At 72.0% G+C, this 14,052-nt stretch carries 9 protein-coding genes; 8 read left to right on the top strand and 1 reads right to left on the bottom strand.

The annotated features are described in order from the left end of the window. The first annotated feature begins 18 nt into the window (after window positions 1-18). A complete protein-coding gene (gene malQ / locus ACIRPK_RS10740; protein WP_403035963.1) occupies window positions 19-2,127 on the top strand; it encodes a 4-alpha-glucanotransferase in 2,109 nt (702 codons plus the stop codon). 21 nt (window positions 2,128-2,148) lie between these two features. Next, entirely contained in the window at window positions 2,149-2,382 is a 234-nt protein-coding gene (locus ACIRPK_RS10745) for a hypothetical protein (protein ID WP_403035966.1), read from the top strand. A 115-nt stretch (window positions 2,383-2,497) separates the two neighbouring features. On the opposite strand, the gene pepN is transcribed toward ACIRPK_RS10745, so the two are convergent. Continuing rightward, entirely contained in the window at window positions 2,498-5,089 is a 2,592-nt protein-coding gene (gene pepN / locus ACIRPK_RS10750; RefSeq protein ID WP_403035969.1) for an aminopeptidase N, read from the bottom strand. A 270-nt stretch (window positions 5,090-5,359) separates the two neighbouring features. Between pepN and ACIRPK_RS10755 the strand changes: the two genes are divergently transcribed. From ACIRPK_RS10755 to ACIRPK_RS10780, 6 genes are all read left to right on the top strand, one after another. Next, a complete protein-coding gene (locus ACIRPK_RS10755) occupies window positions 5,360-6,547 on the top strand; it encodes an ROK family protein (protein ID WP_403036353.1) in 1,188 nt (395 codons plus the stop codon). Between the two features lie 197 nt (window positions 6,548-6,744). Beyond that, entirely contained in the window at window positions 6,745-7,839 is a 1,095-nt protein-coding gene (locus ACIRPK_RS10760) for a sugar ABC transporter substrate-binding protein (RefSeq protein ID WP_403035972.1), read from the top strand. A gap of 160 nt (window positions 7,840-7,999) precedes the next feature. Continuing rightward, the gene (locus tag ACIRPK_RS10765; protein WP_403035975.1) at window positions 8,000-8,788 is read left to right on the top strand and encodes an ATP-binding cassette domain-containing protein; all 789 of its coding nucleotides are present in this window, start codon (window positions 8,000-8,002) and stop codon (window positions 8,786-8,788) included. Further along, window positions 8,785-10,041: a sugar ABC transporter permease gene (locus ACIRPK_RS10770; protein WP_403035978.1), complete on the top strand. Its 1,257-nt coding sequence runs from the start codon at window positions 8,785-8,787 to the stop codon at window positions 10,039-10,041. Before ACIRPK_RS10765 ends, ACIRPK_RS10770 begins: the two co-directional genes overlap by 4 nt. Before the next feature lie 226 nt (window positions 10,042-10,267). After that, window positions 10,268-12,157, top strand: coding sequence for a 1-deoxy-D-xylulose-5-phosphate synthase (dxs, locus tag ACIRPK_RS10775; RefSeq protein WP_403035979.1), 1,890 nt, complete (start codon window positions 10,268-10,270; stop codon window positions 12,155-12,157). Window positions 12,158-12,386: 229 nt separating this feature from the next. Continuing rightward, window positions 12,387-13,904 (top strand): ArnT family glycosyltransferase, encoded by a 1,518-nt coding sequence (locus tag ACIRPK_RS10780; protein ID WP_403035982.1) that lies wholly within the window; start codon window positions 12,387-12,389, stop codon window positions 13,902-13,904. Window positions 13,905-14,052 lie beyond the last annotated feature (148 nt).

Raw genomic sequence — 14,052 nt, forward strand, 5'->3', positions numbered from 1 at the left:
ACCCGCAGGAGCCCAAGAGTGGCCGCATACCTCGATCGTGCAACCGGCAGTCCGCAGGCCCCCGCCGAGGATCCGCCGCCGTCTCCCGAGCTGGTGGCGCTGGCCCACGCGCACGGGGTGGACAGTACGTACGACCCGGGTTCGGGACCGGTGCCGGTGGCGCCGCACACCTTGGTGGCGGTGCTGGCCACGCTGGGGGTGGACGCGGGGAGTCCGGCGGCGGTGCGGGACGCGATCGAGCGGCACCGGGCGGAGCAGGCGGCCCGGTTGCTGCCGCCCTGCCTGGTGGTCCGGGCCGGGCGGCGGACGGCGTTGGACGTGCCGGCCGAGGCGCGGCTGGCCGTGGAGTTGGAGGACGGCGGGACCTGGAGCCTGCCGGCCGGGCGTTCGCACTGGCTGCCGGCCGACCTCCCGCTCGGCAGGCACCGGCTGACGGCCCGGATCGGCGACCGGGACGAGTCGGCCCCGCTGATCGTGGCGCCGCAGCGGCTGCCGGAGCTCGGGCAGCGGTCCTGGGGGTTCCTGGCCCAGCTCTACTCGGTGCTCTCGGAGCGGTCCTGGGGGATGGGCGACCTCGGCGACCTGGCCGAGCTGGCGCAGTGGGCCGGGCACGGCCTCGGGGCGGGCTTCCTGCAGATCAACCCGCTGCACGCGGCGCTGCCAGGTGCGCCGTCCGACCCGTCGCCGTACCGCCCGTCCTCCCGCCGGTTCGCCGACCCGGTGCACCTGCGGGTCGAGGCGGTGGCCGAGTACGCCTACGCCGACCTGGGTGAACTCCCGGAGCGCGGGCGGAGGTTGAGCCAGGAGGTGCTGGCCCACGACGGACTGGTGGACCGGGACGCGGTGCGCGCGGTCAAGCTGGAGGCGCTGGAGATCCTGCACCGGGTGCCCCGCGGCCCCGGCCGGGAGGCGGCCTACCGGGCGTTCGTCGAGCGGGAGGGCCGCTGGCTGGAGCAGTACGCGGTCTGGTCCGCGCTGGCCGAGCAGCACGGCGACAACTGGCGGCAGTGGCCCAAGGGCCTGCGCCACCCGGACAGCCCGCACGTCACCAAGGCCGCCCAGGACCTGGCCGAGCGGGTGGAGTTCCACCGCTGGCTGGCCTGGCTGACGGACCAGCAGCTCGGCGCCGCCCAGCAGGCCGCCAAGGAGGCCGGGATGCCGGTCGGCCTGATCCACGACCTGGCGGTCGGCGCGCACCCGGACGGCGCGGACGCCTGGGTGCTCCAGGAGGTGCTGGCCGAGGGCATCTCGGTGGGCGCCCCGCCGGACGCCTTCAACGCGCACGGCCAGGACTGGGGTCTGCCGCCCTGGCGCCCGGACGCGCTGGCCGCCGCCGGGTACGCCCCGTACGCGGAGCTGCTGCGGGCCGCGCTGCGGCACACCGGGGCGCTCCGGATCGACCACGTGATGGGCCTGTTCCGGCTCTGGTGGGTGCCGGCCGGGCACCCGCCGACCCAGGGCGCGTACGTCCGCTACGACGCGGAGGCGATGCTCGGGGTGCTGGCGCTGGAGGCGCACCGGGCCGGCGGGTACGTGATCGGCGAGGACCTGGGCACGGTGGAGCCGGGCGTGCGGGAGGAGCTGACGGCGCGTGGGGTGCTGGGCACCTCGGTGCTCTGGTTCGAGCGGGACTGGCGGGCGGACGGCGCGGTCCTGCCGCCGGAGCGCTGGCGGGCGGCCTGCCTGGCCACCCTGACCACCCACGACCTGCCGAGCACCGCGGCCCGGCTCTCCGGCGAGCACGTCGAGCTGCGGCACCGGCTCGGCCTGCTGGCCCGTCCGCTGGCCGAGGAGCAGGCCGAGGCGGCCGCCGAACTCACCGACTGGCGGGCCGAACTGACCCGGGCCGGCCTGCTGCCCGAGGGCGCCGAGCTGACCGCCGAGGCGCTGTACGCCTTCCTGCTGGCCACCCCCGCCGAGCTGGTCGGGGTCTGGCTGCCCGACACGGTCGGCGACCCGCGCCCGCAGAACCTGCCCGGCACCTGGGACCAGTACCCCAACTGGCGGCTGCCGGTGGCCGACCGGACCGGACGCCCCGTCACCCTGGAGGCGCTGGCCGCGGCGGAGGGGACCGCGCGGCTTGGCGCGCTGCTCGGAAGGCGGACCCCGGGGAGCGCCGATCGGTAGGCGGCCGGTACCTTGGGAAACGTGGACAAGAGGAACGCTTTGCGAGTCGGCGCGGTCTCCGCGGTGGCGACGCTGATGATGCTGATGACGTCGCCCGCCGCCCTGGCGGCCACCCGGGACGACGGCGACGACCCGGGCAAGGGCCTGAGCACCGTCGACACCCTGGCCCTGTACGTGGCGGCCCCGCTGGTGCTGTTCGCGATCATCGCCGGCCTGGTCATGCTCCCCTCGCTCGGCAAGGGCAGGAAGAGCTGACCCGCTGACGGCCCGCTCCACCCGCCACGACCAAGGACCGCCGTCCGGCTCCGAGCCGGACGGCGGTCCTTCGTGTGTTCACCGGCGGCTTGGACCGACCGGCACCGGGTGGGTCTCAGTGACCCAGCTCCCGGACACCGGCCGCCCGGTCGGCGGCCTGGGCCCGGATCGCGCGCTCGACGGCCGCGCGGGCCTCGACCACCATCCGGCGCAGTGCCGGGGCGGGCTCGGCCGAGGCCAGCCAGGCGTCGGTGGCGTCCAGGGTGGCCTGGCCGACCTGGCGGGCCGGGTAGAGGCCGACCACGATCTGCTGCGAGATCTCGTGGCTGCGGGTCTCGTAGATGCCCTTGATCGCGGCGAAGTACTTCGCCACGTAGGGGGCCAGCAGCTCCTGCTGGTCGGGCTGACCGAAGCCGCTGATCACGGCCTCCTGGACGTAGTTGGTCAGCTCGTCCGACTCCACCACGGAGGCCCAGGCCGCGGCCTTGGCCTCGGCGGTCGGCCGGGCCGCGCGGCAGGCGGCCGCGTGCTCCTGGCCGGCCGCGGTGTTGTCCCGCTCCAGCTCGGCGTCGATCGCCGTGGCGTCGGCCCGGCCGGTGGCCGCCAGCCGGGCCAGCAGCACCCAGCGCAGCTCGGTGTCGACGGCCAGGCCCTCGATCACCTCGGTGCCGTCCAGCAGACCGGCCAGCAGCGCGAGCTGACCGTCCGTCCGGGCCACCGCGGCCAGCGTGCGGGCCCAGGCCAGCTGGTGGTCGCTGCCGGGGGCCGCGGCGCGCAGCCGCTCCTCGGCGGCGGCGGCCCAGCTCTGCAGGCCCTGCTCGCGCCAGGCCGGGTCGGTGTAGACGTCGAGCGCCAGCTTGACCTGCCGCTGGATCGACTGGACCACGCCGATCTCGCTCTCCCGGGCCAGGCCGGAGAGCGCCAGCGCCAGGTAGTCGCGGGTGGCCAGCTCGCCGTCGCGGGTCATGTCCCAGGCGGAGGCCCAGCACAGCGCGCGGGGGAGCGAGGCGGTGAAGCCGCCGAGGTGCTCGGTGACCACGGCCAGCGAGTCCTCGTCCAGGCGCACCTTGGCGTAGGACAGGTCGTCGTCGTTGAGCAGCAGCACGGCCGGGCGCCGACGGCCGGTCAGCTGCGGCACCGGGGTCTCGGCGCCGTCCACGTCCAGCTCGATCCGCTCGGTGCGGACCAGCTGACCGTCCTTCAGGTCGTAGCAGCCGATGGCGATCCGGTGCGGCCGCAGCACGGCCTCGCCCTTGGCGCCCGCGGGCAGCGCCGGGGCCTCCTGGAGCACCGAGAAGGCGGCCACGGTGCCGTCCTCGGCCAGCGTGACCGAGGGGCGCAGCACGTTGATGCCGGCCGTCTCCAGCCAGGCGCTCGACCAGGTCTTCAGGTCGCGGCCACTGGTCTTCTCCAGCGCGCCGAGCAGGTCGCTCAGCCGGGTGTTGCCCCAGGCGTGGGCCTTGAAGTACGCCTGCACGCCCTTGAAGAACTCGTCCTGGCCGACGTACGCCACCAGCTGCTTGAGCACCGAGGCGCCCTTGGCGTAGGTGATGCCGTCGAAGTTGACCATGACGTCCTCGAGATCGTTGATCTCGGCCATGATCGGGTGGGTGGACGGCAGCTGGTCCTGCCGGTACGCCCAGGTCTTCATCTCGTTGGCGAAGGTGGTCCAGGAGTCCGGCCACTGCGAGCCGGGCGCCTCGGCCAGGCAGACCGCCTCGGCGTAGGTGGCGAACGACTCGTTCAGCCAGAGGTCGTTCCACCACTCCATGGTGACCAGGTTGCCGAACCACATGTGGGCCAGCTCGTGCAGGATGGTGGCGGCCCGCGACTCGTACGCGGCGTCGGTGACCTTGGACCGGAAGACGTACTGGTCCCGGAAGGTGACCGCGCCCGCGTTCTCCATCGCCCCGGCGTTGAACTCCGGCACGAAGAGCTGGTCGTACTTCTCGAACGGATAGGCGCAGTCGAACTTCTCCTGGAAGAAGTCGAAGCCCTGCCGGGTGATCGCGAAGATCGCGTCGGCGTCCAGGAACTCGCGCAGCGAGGGGCGGCAGTAGACGCCGAGCGGGACGACCTGGTCGCCGCTGCGGTACTCGTCGAAGACGCCCACGTACGGGCCGGCGATCAGCGCGGTGATGTAGGTGGAGATCCGGCCGGTCGGGGTGAACCGCCAGACCTGGGTCTCCCCGTCGCCGACCGGCGCCGGGGTGGGGGAGTTCGAGACCACGACCCAGCCCTTGGGGGCGGTCACCGTGAAGGTGAAGGACGCCTTGAGGTCGGGCTGCTCGAAGGAGGCGAACACCCGGCGGGCGTCCGGCACCTCGAACTGGGTGTAGAGGTAGGTCTCGCCGTCGACCGGGTCGACGAAGCGGTGCAGGCCCTCGCCGGTGTTGGTGTACGCGCAGTCGGCGACGACCTTCAGCTCGTTCTCGGCGGCCAGGTCCGGCAGCGCGATGCGGCTGTCCGCGAAGCTGTCGAGCGGCAGCGGGACGCCGTTCAGCACCAGCTCGGACACGCTCGGCGCGACCAGGTCGATGAAGCTCGCGCTGCCCGGAGCGGTGGCGCCGAACCGGACCACCGTGGTGGAACGGAAGGTACCGCCGTCGCGGGCCGAGCTCAGGTCGAGCTCGATGTCGTACGACTCCACGTGCAGGAGCGCGGCCCTGGTGCGGGCCTCCTCACGGGTCAAGTTGGTGCCAGGCACTCGCAGGACTCCTTCGTCAGGCATGGATGCCTGGCATCCTCCCACGCGGCAGGTCCGGAGCGCCCGGGGCATATCAGGTGTGCGGGGTGCGCCCGGGCAACGATTCGCGTTCGATCTCCGTTCAGCGCCGGTTGGCCCTTGACGCGAGCGCGGACGGGGTGCCGACCATAGAGTTCAGAAGTTGAAGGTGGGCATGTGGCCCACCGCCGCAACGGCGCGGCCCGCGCGGGGCGGTCGAGTCCCCGCGCCCAGGAAGGGTGAATCATGTCGATGGACACACCGGGATCGCAGTCCTCGCTGCACCGGGCCAATCTCGAACGGGTGTTGCGGGCGGTCCGGATGGCGGGCTCGCTGACCCAGGCGGAGATCGCCCGGTCCACCGGACTCTCCGCGGCCACGGTGTCCAACATCGTCCGGGAACTGAAGGAGGTCGGCACCGTCGTGGTGGCCGACACCTCGTCAGGCGGCCGCCGGGCGCGCTCGGTCTCGCTCAGCGGGGACGCCGGCATCGTGGTCGGGGTCGACTTCGGCCACACCCACCTGCGGGTGGCGGTGGGCAACCTGGCGCACCGGGTGCTGGCCGAGGAGAGCGAGCCGATCGACGTGGACGTCTCGGCCAAGCAGGGCTTCGACCGCGCCGAGGCGCTGGTGGAGCGGCTGTTGGCGCAGGCCGGGTTCAAGGCGGACAAGGTGGTCGGCGTCGGCCTCGGCGTACCGGGCCCGATCGACCAGGAGACCGGCGCGCTGGGCTCCACCGCGATCCTGCCGGGCTGGACCGGCATCGCGCCCGGGCGGGAGCTCGCGCAGCGGCTGGGCATGGACGTGCACGTGGACAACGACGCCAACCTGGGCGCGCTGGGCGAGTTGGTCTGGGGTGCCGGCCGGGGGCTGACCGACCTGGCCTACATCAAGGTGGCCAGCGGCGTCGGCGCCGGTCTGGTGATCAACGGTCAGATCTACCGGGGCCCCGGCGGCACCGCGGGCGAGATCGGCCACATCACGCTGGACGAGGCCGGTCCGGTCTGCCGCTGCGGCAACCGGGGGTGCCTGGAGACCTTCGTCGGCTCCCGCTACCTGCTCAATCTCTTGAACGCCAACCACCCGGGGGAGCTCACCCTGACCAAGGTGGTGCAGCTGGCCCAGCAGGGCGATCTCGGCTGCCGCCGGGTGATCGCGGACGCCGGCCGCCAGATCGGCAGCGGGGTGGCCACCCTGTGCAACCTGCTGAACCCCCGTCGGGTGATCCTCGGCGGAGAGCTCGCCGAGGCCGGTGAGCTGGTGCTTTCCCCGATCCGGGACTCCGTGGCGCGGTATGCCATCCCGTCCGCCGCCCGCCAGCTCTCGGTGGTCCCCGGCACCCTGGGCGGCCGGGCCGAGGTGCTCGGGGCGCTCGCCCTGGTGATGAGTGAGATGGGCGAATCCGGCGCAATCCGGCAGACCTCCTCGGTCGGCGCCTGACACCGGAAATCGCTCTCCGGCGTCCGGAAAGGGTGAAGCCGAGGCCGTTTGGTCTCGGCTTCGCCTTCAGGAAGATAACGAAAGGGTTCGGATCGGCGTTCAGCTGGTTTTACTTATTGACGACAAGCGAGCCCCAAGGGTTGACTCCACCTCACCTCGCCGCAATGTTGCGGCTCCGTCAGGGAGGCACCCCCACCATGAACGCAATGATGCGTCGCGCAGTCATCGGCACCGCCGCGGTCACGATGGCCATCTCGATGGCCGCCTGCGGCAAGGCCGGTGACGACAAGAAGGACAGCGCCGCGTCCGGTGACACCAAGTCGATCGGTCTGCTGCTCCCGGAGAACGCTTCCTCCACCCGGTACGAGTCCTTCGACAAGCCGTTCATCGAGGCCAAGGTCAAGGCGCTGTGCGGTGACTGCAACGTCAAGTACAGCAACGCCGAAGGCTCCGCGTCGAAGCAGAAGCAGCAGTTCGACACCCTGATCGCGCAGGGCGTCAAGGTGATCATCCTGGACGCCTTCGACGCGACCTCGACCGAGTCCTGGGTCAAGGAGGCGGCGGCCAAGGGTGTCAAGGTCGTCGCGTACGACCGCCTGGCCACCGGCCCGGTCTCCGCCTACGTCTCGTTCGACAACGAGAAGGTCGGCGAGCTCCAGGGCGAGGCGCTGGTCACCGCGCTGGGCGCCAAGGCCGCCGACGCCAACGTGGTCATGATCAACGGTGACGAGGCCGACCCGAACGCCGCGTACTTCAAGTCCGGCGCGAAGAAGGCCCTCGAGGGCAAGGTCAAGAAGATCGTCTACGAGGCCTCCGGTGAGTGGAAGCCCACCGTGGCCGGCCAGAAGATCGGCACCGCGATCACCAGCCTGGGCAAGGACGGCTTCCAGGCCGTCTACTCCGCCAACGACGGCATGGCCGCCGCCATCATCACCCAGCTGAAGGCCGCCGGGATCAACGTCCCGGTCGGTGGCCAGGACGCCGGCGTGGACGCCATCCAGCGCATCGTCGCGGGCGACCAGGCGTACACCATCTACAAGGCGTACAAGCCGCTGGCCGACTCGGCCGCCGAGCTCGCGGTCAACCTGCTCCAGGGCAAGGACGTCAAGGCCGTCGCCTCGGCGACCGTCGACAGCCCGACCGACAAGGGCATCCCGGCCAAGCTGCTGTCCCCGAAGGTCGTCACCAAGGCGAACATCCAGGACACCGTGATCGCCGACGGCCTCTACAAGGCTGCCGACATCTGCACCGCCGACTACGCCGCCGCCTGCACCGCGGCCGGCCTGAAGTAAGTCGGTCACGGGCCGGCGCTCCTGACGGGGCGTCGGCCCCCGCGGCGTGTTCTCGCACCGCCGCCCCTCATCGTTCTCGCACTACCCCTTCGCGCCCCGGGTCGGCGCGCGGCAGGCCGTGTCCGCCCTCGTCAGGAGTCGGTGGCACGGAATGAAGGAGATGGTTCACGTGACAGGCGCACCCGTACTGGCGTTGCGCGGAGTCTCCAAGCGCTTCGGTGCCGTCCAGGCGCTCACCGACGTCCACTTGGAGGTCCACGCGGGCGAGGTGGTCGCCCTGGTCGGCGACAACGGCGCCGGCAAGTCGACGCTGGTGAAGACCATCGCCGGCGTCCACCCGATCGACGAGGGCGTGATCGAGTGGGAGGGCCGCGAGGTCCGGATCAACCGCCCGCAGGACGCCCAGGGCCTGGGCGTCGCGACCGTCTACCAGGACCTCGCGCTCTGCGACAACCTCGACGTGGTGGGCAACCTCTTCCTCGGCCGTGAGCTGAAGAAGTACGGCACCCTCGACGAGGTCGCGATGGAGAAGCGCGCCAAGGAGCTGCTCGACACCCTGTCGATCCGCATCCCCAGCGTGCGGATCCCGATCGCCTCGCTCTCCGGCGGCCAGCGCCAGGTGGTCGCGATCGCCCGCGCCCTGGTCGGCGACCCGAAGATCGTCATCCTGGACGAGCCCACCGCCGCGCTCGGCGTCGAGCAGACCGCCCAGGTGCTCGACCTGGTCGAGCGGCTCCGCGAGCGGGGCCTCGGGGTCATCCTGATCAGCCACAACATGGCGGACGTCCGGGCCGTCGCGGACACCGTCGCGGTGCTCCGCCTGGGCCGCAACAACGGCTCCTTCCCGGTGGCGGGCACCAGCCACGAAGAGATCATCTCCGCCATCACCGGAGCCACCGAGAACGCCGTGACCCGGCGTCAGGCACGCATCGCGGAGGAAGCGAAGTGAGCACCAACCAGACCACCGAGGCCCCCGCGCCCGCGATCGACCCCCGACTACTGGTCCGCGAGCAGGGCTTCGCCGGCTACCTCGGCGAGTTCAAGCGGAAGATGAAGACCGGCGAACTGGGCTCCGTCCCCGTGGTGCTCGGCCTGGTCCTGATCGCGGCCATCTTCCAGGGCCTGACCGGCGACTTCCTGAACGCCGACAACCTCACCAACATCACGCTCTGGATCGCGGGCCCCGGCCTGATCGCGGTCGGCATCGTGTTCGTGCTGCTGCTCGGTGAGATCGACCTCTCGCTCGGCTCGATCGCCGGTGTCTCGGCGGCCATCGCCGGTGTGCTGTCGGCCCGGTCCGGCGTGAACGAGTGGCTGTCGATCCTGATCGCGCTGGCCGCCGGTGTCGCCATGGGCGCCCTGCACGGCTTCTTCTTCGCCAAGATCGGCGTGCCGGCCTTCGTGGTCACGCTGGCCGGTCTGCTGGCCTGGAGCGGTCTGCAGCAGTTCGTGCTCGGGGACAAGGGCACCGCCAACGTGCTCAACAACGGCGTGATCGCCGACCTCGACCACTACTTCATCGGTGACGGCGACATCGCCGCCACCTGGATCTTCGCGCTGGCCGGCGTCGGCCTCTTCCTGGCCGGTCAGCTGCTGGACAGCCGCCGCCGGGCGGCCGCCGGGCTGCCGTCCCGCCCGGTCAGCGAGATCGCCCTGCGCACCGGTGTGATCGCCGTGATCGCGATCGCCGCCGCGTACACCCTGAACCAGAGCCAGGGCCTGCCGCTGCCGCTGGTGATCTTCCTCGGCATCGTGGTGGTCACCGACTTCGTGCTCCGCCGCACCGCCTACGGCCGGCAGATCTTCGCCGTCGGCGGCGGCATCGAGGCGGCCCGCCGGGCCGGCATCAACGTCGCCTGGGTGCGGATCTCGGTCTTCATGATCTCGGCCGGCATGGCCGCGCTCGGCGGACTGTTCATCATGAGCCAGCAGGGTTCCGCCGACAAGGCGCTCGGCAGCGGCAACGTGCTGATGAACTCGATCGCCGCGGCGGTCATCGGCGGCACCAGCCTGTTCGGCGGCCGGGGCAAGACCTGGTCGGCGCTGCTCGGCATCCTGGTGATCCAGTCGATCATCACCGGCCTGGACCTGGTGCACGTGAACCAGTCGATCCAGTACATGATCACCGGCGCGGTGCTGCTCGCGGCCGTGGTCCTGGACTCGGTCTCCCGCCGGACCCAGAAGTCGTCCGGACGAGGTTGACCTCTTCCGCCCATGTGAGGCTCGGCACTCGAACCAATCGGGTGCCGAGCCTCGTCATGTCGGTCAACACCGGTCAACCCCAGGCGCGCTGCGCGGTGTCCGGCAGTCGGACATTAGACTCGGGCAGTCGAGCCAGACCGACCCAGGGCCGGAGCGGCTCGACACCAGGGGCAGCGAGGCCCGGCAGGCCGTCCGCGGCCCGAGAACTTTGAACAAGGAGGAACGGGTGGCGCTGCTGACCCGCATTCGGGGACCGCGCGATCTCGACCGGCTCACCCCGGCGCAGCTGACCGCGCTGGCCGAGGAGATCCGTACCTTCCTGGTCGAGGAGGTCTCCAAGACGGGCGGCCACCTCGGTCCGAACCTGGGCGTGGTCGAGCTGACCATCGCGCTGCACCGGGTCTTCGACTCGCCGCGCGACCGGATCCTCTTCGACACCGGCCACCAGAGCTACGTGCACAAGCTGCTCACCGGGCGGCAGGACTTCTCCCAGCTGCGGATGAAGGGCGGCCTGTCCGGCTACCCGTCCCGCGCCGAGTCCGAGCACGACGTGATCGAGAACTCGCACGCCTCCACCGTGCTCGGCTACGCGGACGGTCTGGCCAAGGCCAACCAGCTGCAGGGCCACCACGACCGCCCGGTGGTCGCGGTGATCGGCGACGGCGCGCTGACCGGCGGGATGGCCTGGGAGGCGCTGAACAACATCGCCGACGCCAAGGACCGCCCGCTGGTGATCGTGGTGAACGACAACGAGCGTTCCTACTCGCCGACCATCGGCGGCCTGGCCAACCACCTCGCCACCCTGCGCACCACCCAGGGCTACGAGCGCTTCCTGTCCTGGGGCAAGGAGGCGCTGCAGCGCACCCCCGTGGTCGGGCAGCAGCTGTTCGAGACCCTGCACGGCGCCAAGAAGGGCCTGAAGGACTTCATCGCCCCGCAGGGCATGTTCGAGGACCTCGGCCTCAAGTACATCGGCCCGATCGACGGCCACGACCTGACCGCGCTGGAGTCCGCCCTGACCAAGGCGCGCGGCTTCGGCGGCCCGGTGATCGTGCACTGCCTCACCGAGAAGGGCCGCGGCTACCACGCCGCCGAGAACAACGACGAGGACCGCTTCCACGCGGTCGGCGTGATCCACCCGGAGACCGGCCTGCCGATCAAGACCGCGGGCAAGGACTGGACCTCGGTCTTCGCCGAGGAGATGGTCGCCCTCGGCCGGGAGCGCAAGGACATCGTCGGCATCACCGCCGCGATGCTGCACCCGGTCGGCCTGGCCCCGTTCGCCAAGGCCTTCCCGGAGCGGACCTTCGACGTCGGCATCGCCGAGCAGCACGCGGTCACCAGCGCGGCCGGCCTGGCCACCAACGGCCTGCACCCGGTCTTCGCGGTCTACGCGACCTTCCTGAACCGGGCCTTCGACCAGGTCCTGATGGACGTCGCGCTGCACAAGCTCGGCGTCACCTTCGTGCTCGACCGCGCGGGCGTCACCGGGACCGACGGTGCCTCGCACAACGGCATGTGGGACATGTCGATCCTCCAGGTCGTCCCGGGCCTGCGGCTGGCCGCCCCGCGCGACGCCGACCAGCTCCGCGCCCAGCTGCGCGAGGCGGTCGAGGTGGACGACGCCCCGACCGTGGTCCGCTACTCCAAGGGCAGCGTCGGCCCCGCCGTCCCGGCGGTCGGCAGGGCCGGCGGCATGGACGTGCTGCGGGCCGCCCCCGAGGGCGAGGGCGAGGTGCTGATCGTCTCGGTCGGCGCGATGGCCACCACCTGCCTGGAGGTCGCCGACCTGCTCGCCGCCCAGGGCATCACCGCCACCGTGGTGGACCCGCGCTGGGTCAAGCCGGTCGACCCGGCGCTGCCCGGCCTGGCCGCCGAGCACCGGGTGGTCGTCACGGTCGAGGACAACGGCCGCGCGGGCGGCGTCGGCTCCGCCGTGGCCCAGGCCCTGCGGGACGCCGGGGTGGACCTGCCGCTGCGCGACTTCGGCATCCCCCAGGAGTTCCTGGACCACGCCACCCGGGACCAGATCCTGAACGAGATCGGCCTCACCGCCCCGGCCATCGCCGAGAAGGTCGCCAAGCTGGTGGCCCGGACGGCCGCGGCGCGGGTCTGAGAAGGCGCGGGTCTGAGAAGCGGTACCCCCGGGGGGCGCGGGGCTCTGCACACGTGCGGCTCCGCCACGGGGCGCAGAAGGTGCAGCGCCCCGCGCCCCCGGGGGTTCACGCTCCACCGAAAACAGGGTCGCGCCGGTGGCCGACGGCCCGTCACACTTCTGTCCGATCGTCACATCGAATGGCCGGACCCGGGCGCTGCCCCACGGCCCCGCCCGGTAGGTTGTCAACGTGCCCAACGCCGTCTCACGACCACTCGCCACCCTGACCGGGCGGCTGCCCGAGCGCGTCCGGACGGGGTACTGGACCAGAGTCGTGCCGGTGCTGGCGGTGCTCGCCACCGTCACCCACATCCCCTCCTTCCTCCGCCCGGTGTGGAGCCCCGACGAGGGCTACCTGGCCACCCAGGCGCGGATGCTGGCCGACGGCGGCGTGCTGTACGACACCGTGGTGGACCGCAAGCCCCCGCTGCTGCCCTGGCTGTACGAGGCGTGCTTCGCGCTGTTCGGCTCCACCTCGCTCTGGCCGCTGCGCACCCTGGCGATCGTGGCCCACCTGGCCACCGCGATCCTGCTGGCGTCGATCGCCCGGGGCCGCTGGGGCAACCGGGCGGGCGCGGTGGCCGGCGGGCTCTACCTGCTGGTCTCGATCGGGCTGTCCCCCGAGGACACCCAGGCGGCGACCTTCGAGGTCTTCATGCTGCCCGCGATGGTGGCGGCGTTCCGCTACGCCGAGCGCCGCCGCTGGCTGGCCGCCGGGATCGCGGTGGCGCTCTGCTCGCTGACCAAGCAGACCGGCGGCGCGGTGATGCTGCCGGTGCTCTGGATGCTGTTCCAGGACGCCCGGCTGCGCGGGGTGCGCTGGCAGCCCGCGCTGTTCAAGGTCGGCTTCGGCTTCGCGCTGCCGATAGCGCTGGTCGCGGTGATCCTGACCAAGCCCAAGGGCTTCCTGTTCTGGGTGGTCACCGGCAGCGGCGACTACGCCTCGATGGGCGGGGCCTGGCTGCAGATGTCCGGCCGGGCCCTGGGCAACTCGGCGATCCTGCTGGCGGCCTGCCTGGGCTTCCTGGCCCCGCTGGGCCACCGGCTCTGGCTGCGGCTGCGGCACGGCGCGCTGCCCACCGTCCGGGGCGAGGAGCACGGCGCCACCTCCGACCTCTGGGTCTGGCTGCTCTCCTCGGTGGTGGCGGTCAGCACCGGTTTCCACTTCTTCGGCCACTACTACCTCCAGCTGATGCCCCCGCTGGTGCTGCTCGGCGTCGGCGCGGTGACCACCTCCTCGATCCGCTGGCGGCCGGTGCTGGTGTACAGCACGGTCGCGGCGACGGCGTTCTGGGGCCTGGCGGTGTTCTGGCCGGGCCAGCGGCTGGACCACTCCAGCGAGGTGGCCAGCACGATCGCCGAGCAGACCACGGCCAAGGACACCGTGCTGGTCTGGGGCATGCACCCGGAGCTGTACTGGCTGTCCGACCGACGCCCGGTCACCCGCTACCTGACGGCCGGTTTCCTGACCAACTTCAGCGGCGGCAAGGACGGCAAGGACGTCGGCGAGCAGTTCAGCATGGCGAACGCCTGGCAGACCTTCGACCAGGAGCTGGCCGACAAGGGCTTCCCGGAGATCGTGGTGGACGACTCGGGCCTGGCCCCGTACCAGCCGGTGCACATCCCCCGGATAGAGAGCCTGCTGGAGACCCGCTACGAGGTGGTCGCGGTCAACGCGGACACCGTGATCTACCGGCTCAAGAAGTAACGTCCCGTCAGGACGCCGGAAGGGCGGGGGGGCCGGGCCCCCCCCCGGGGGGGGGGGGCCCCGCCCGGGGGGGGGGGGGGGCGGGGCCCCCGGGCGGGGGCGGCCGGCGGGGGGCCCGCGCGGTATGCGGGGGACCCCCCCGCCGCCG

This window comes from Kitasatospora sp. NPDC101801 (assembly GCF_044766665.1).
In the GTDB taxonomy this organism is placed as follows: domain Bacteria; phylum Actinomycetota; class Actinomycetes; order Streptomycetales; family Streptomycetaceae; genus Kitasatospora.

What these genes read in the sequence shown, in the direction of transcription:
- ACIRPK_RS10755 (WP_403036353.1), top strand. Translation starts at nt 5,360, where the DNA reads ATGGACACACCGGGATCGCAGTCCTCGCTGCACCGGGCCAATCTCGAA.
- ACIRPK_RS10760 (WP_403035972.1), top strand. Translation starts at nt 6,745, where the DNA reads ATGAACGCAATGATGCGTCGCGCAGTCATCGGCACCGCCGCGGTCACG.
- ACIRPK_RS10765 (WP_403035975.1), top strand. Translation starts at nt 8,000, where the DNA reads ATGGTTCACGTGACAGGCGCACCCGTACTGGCGTTGCGCGGAGTCTCC.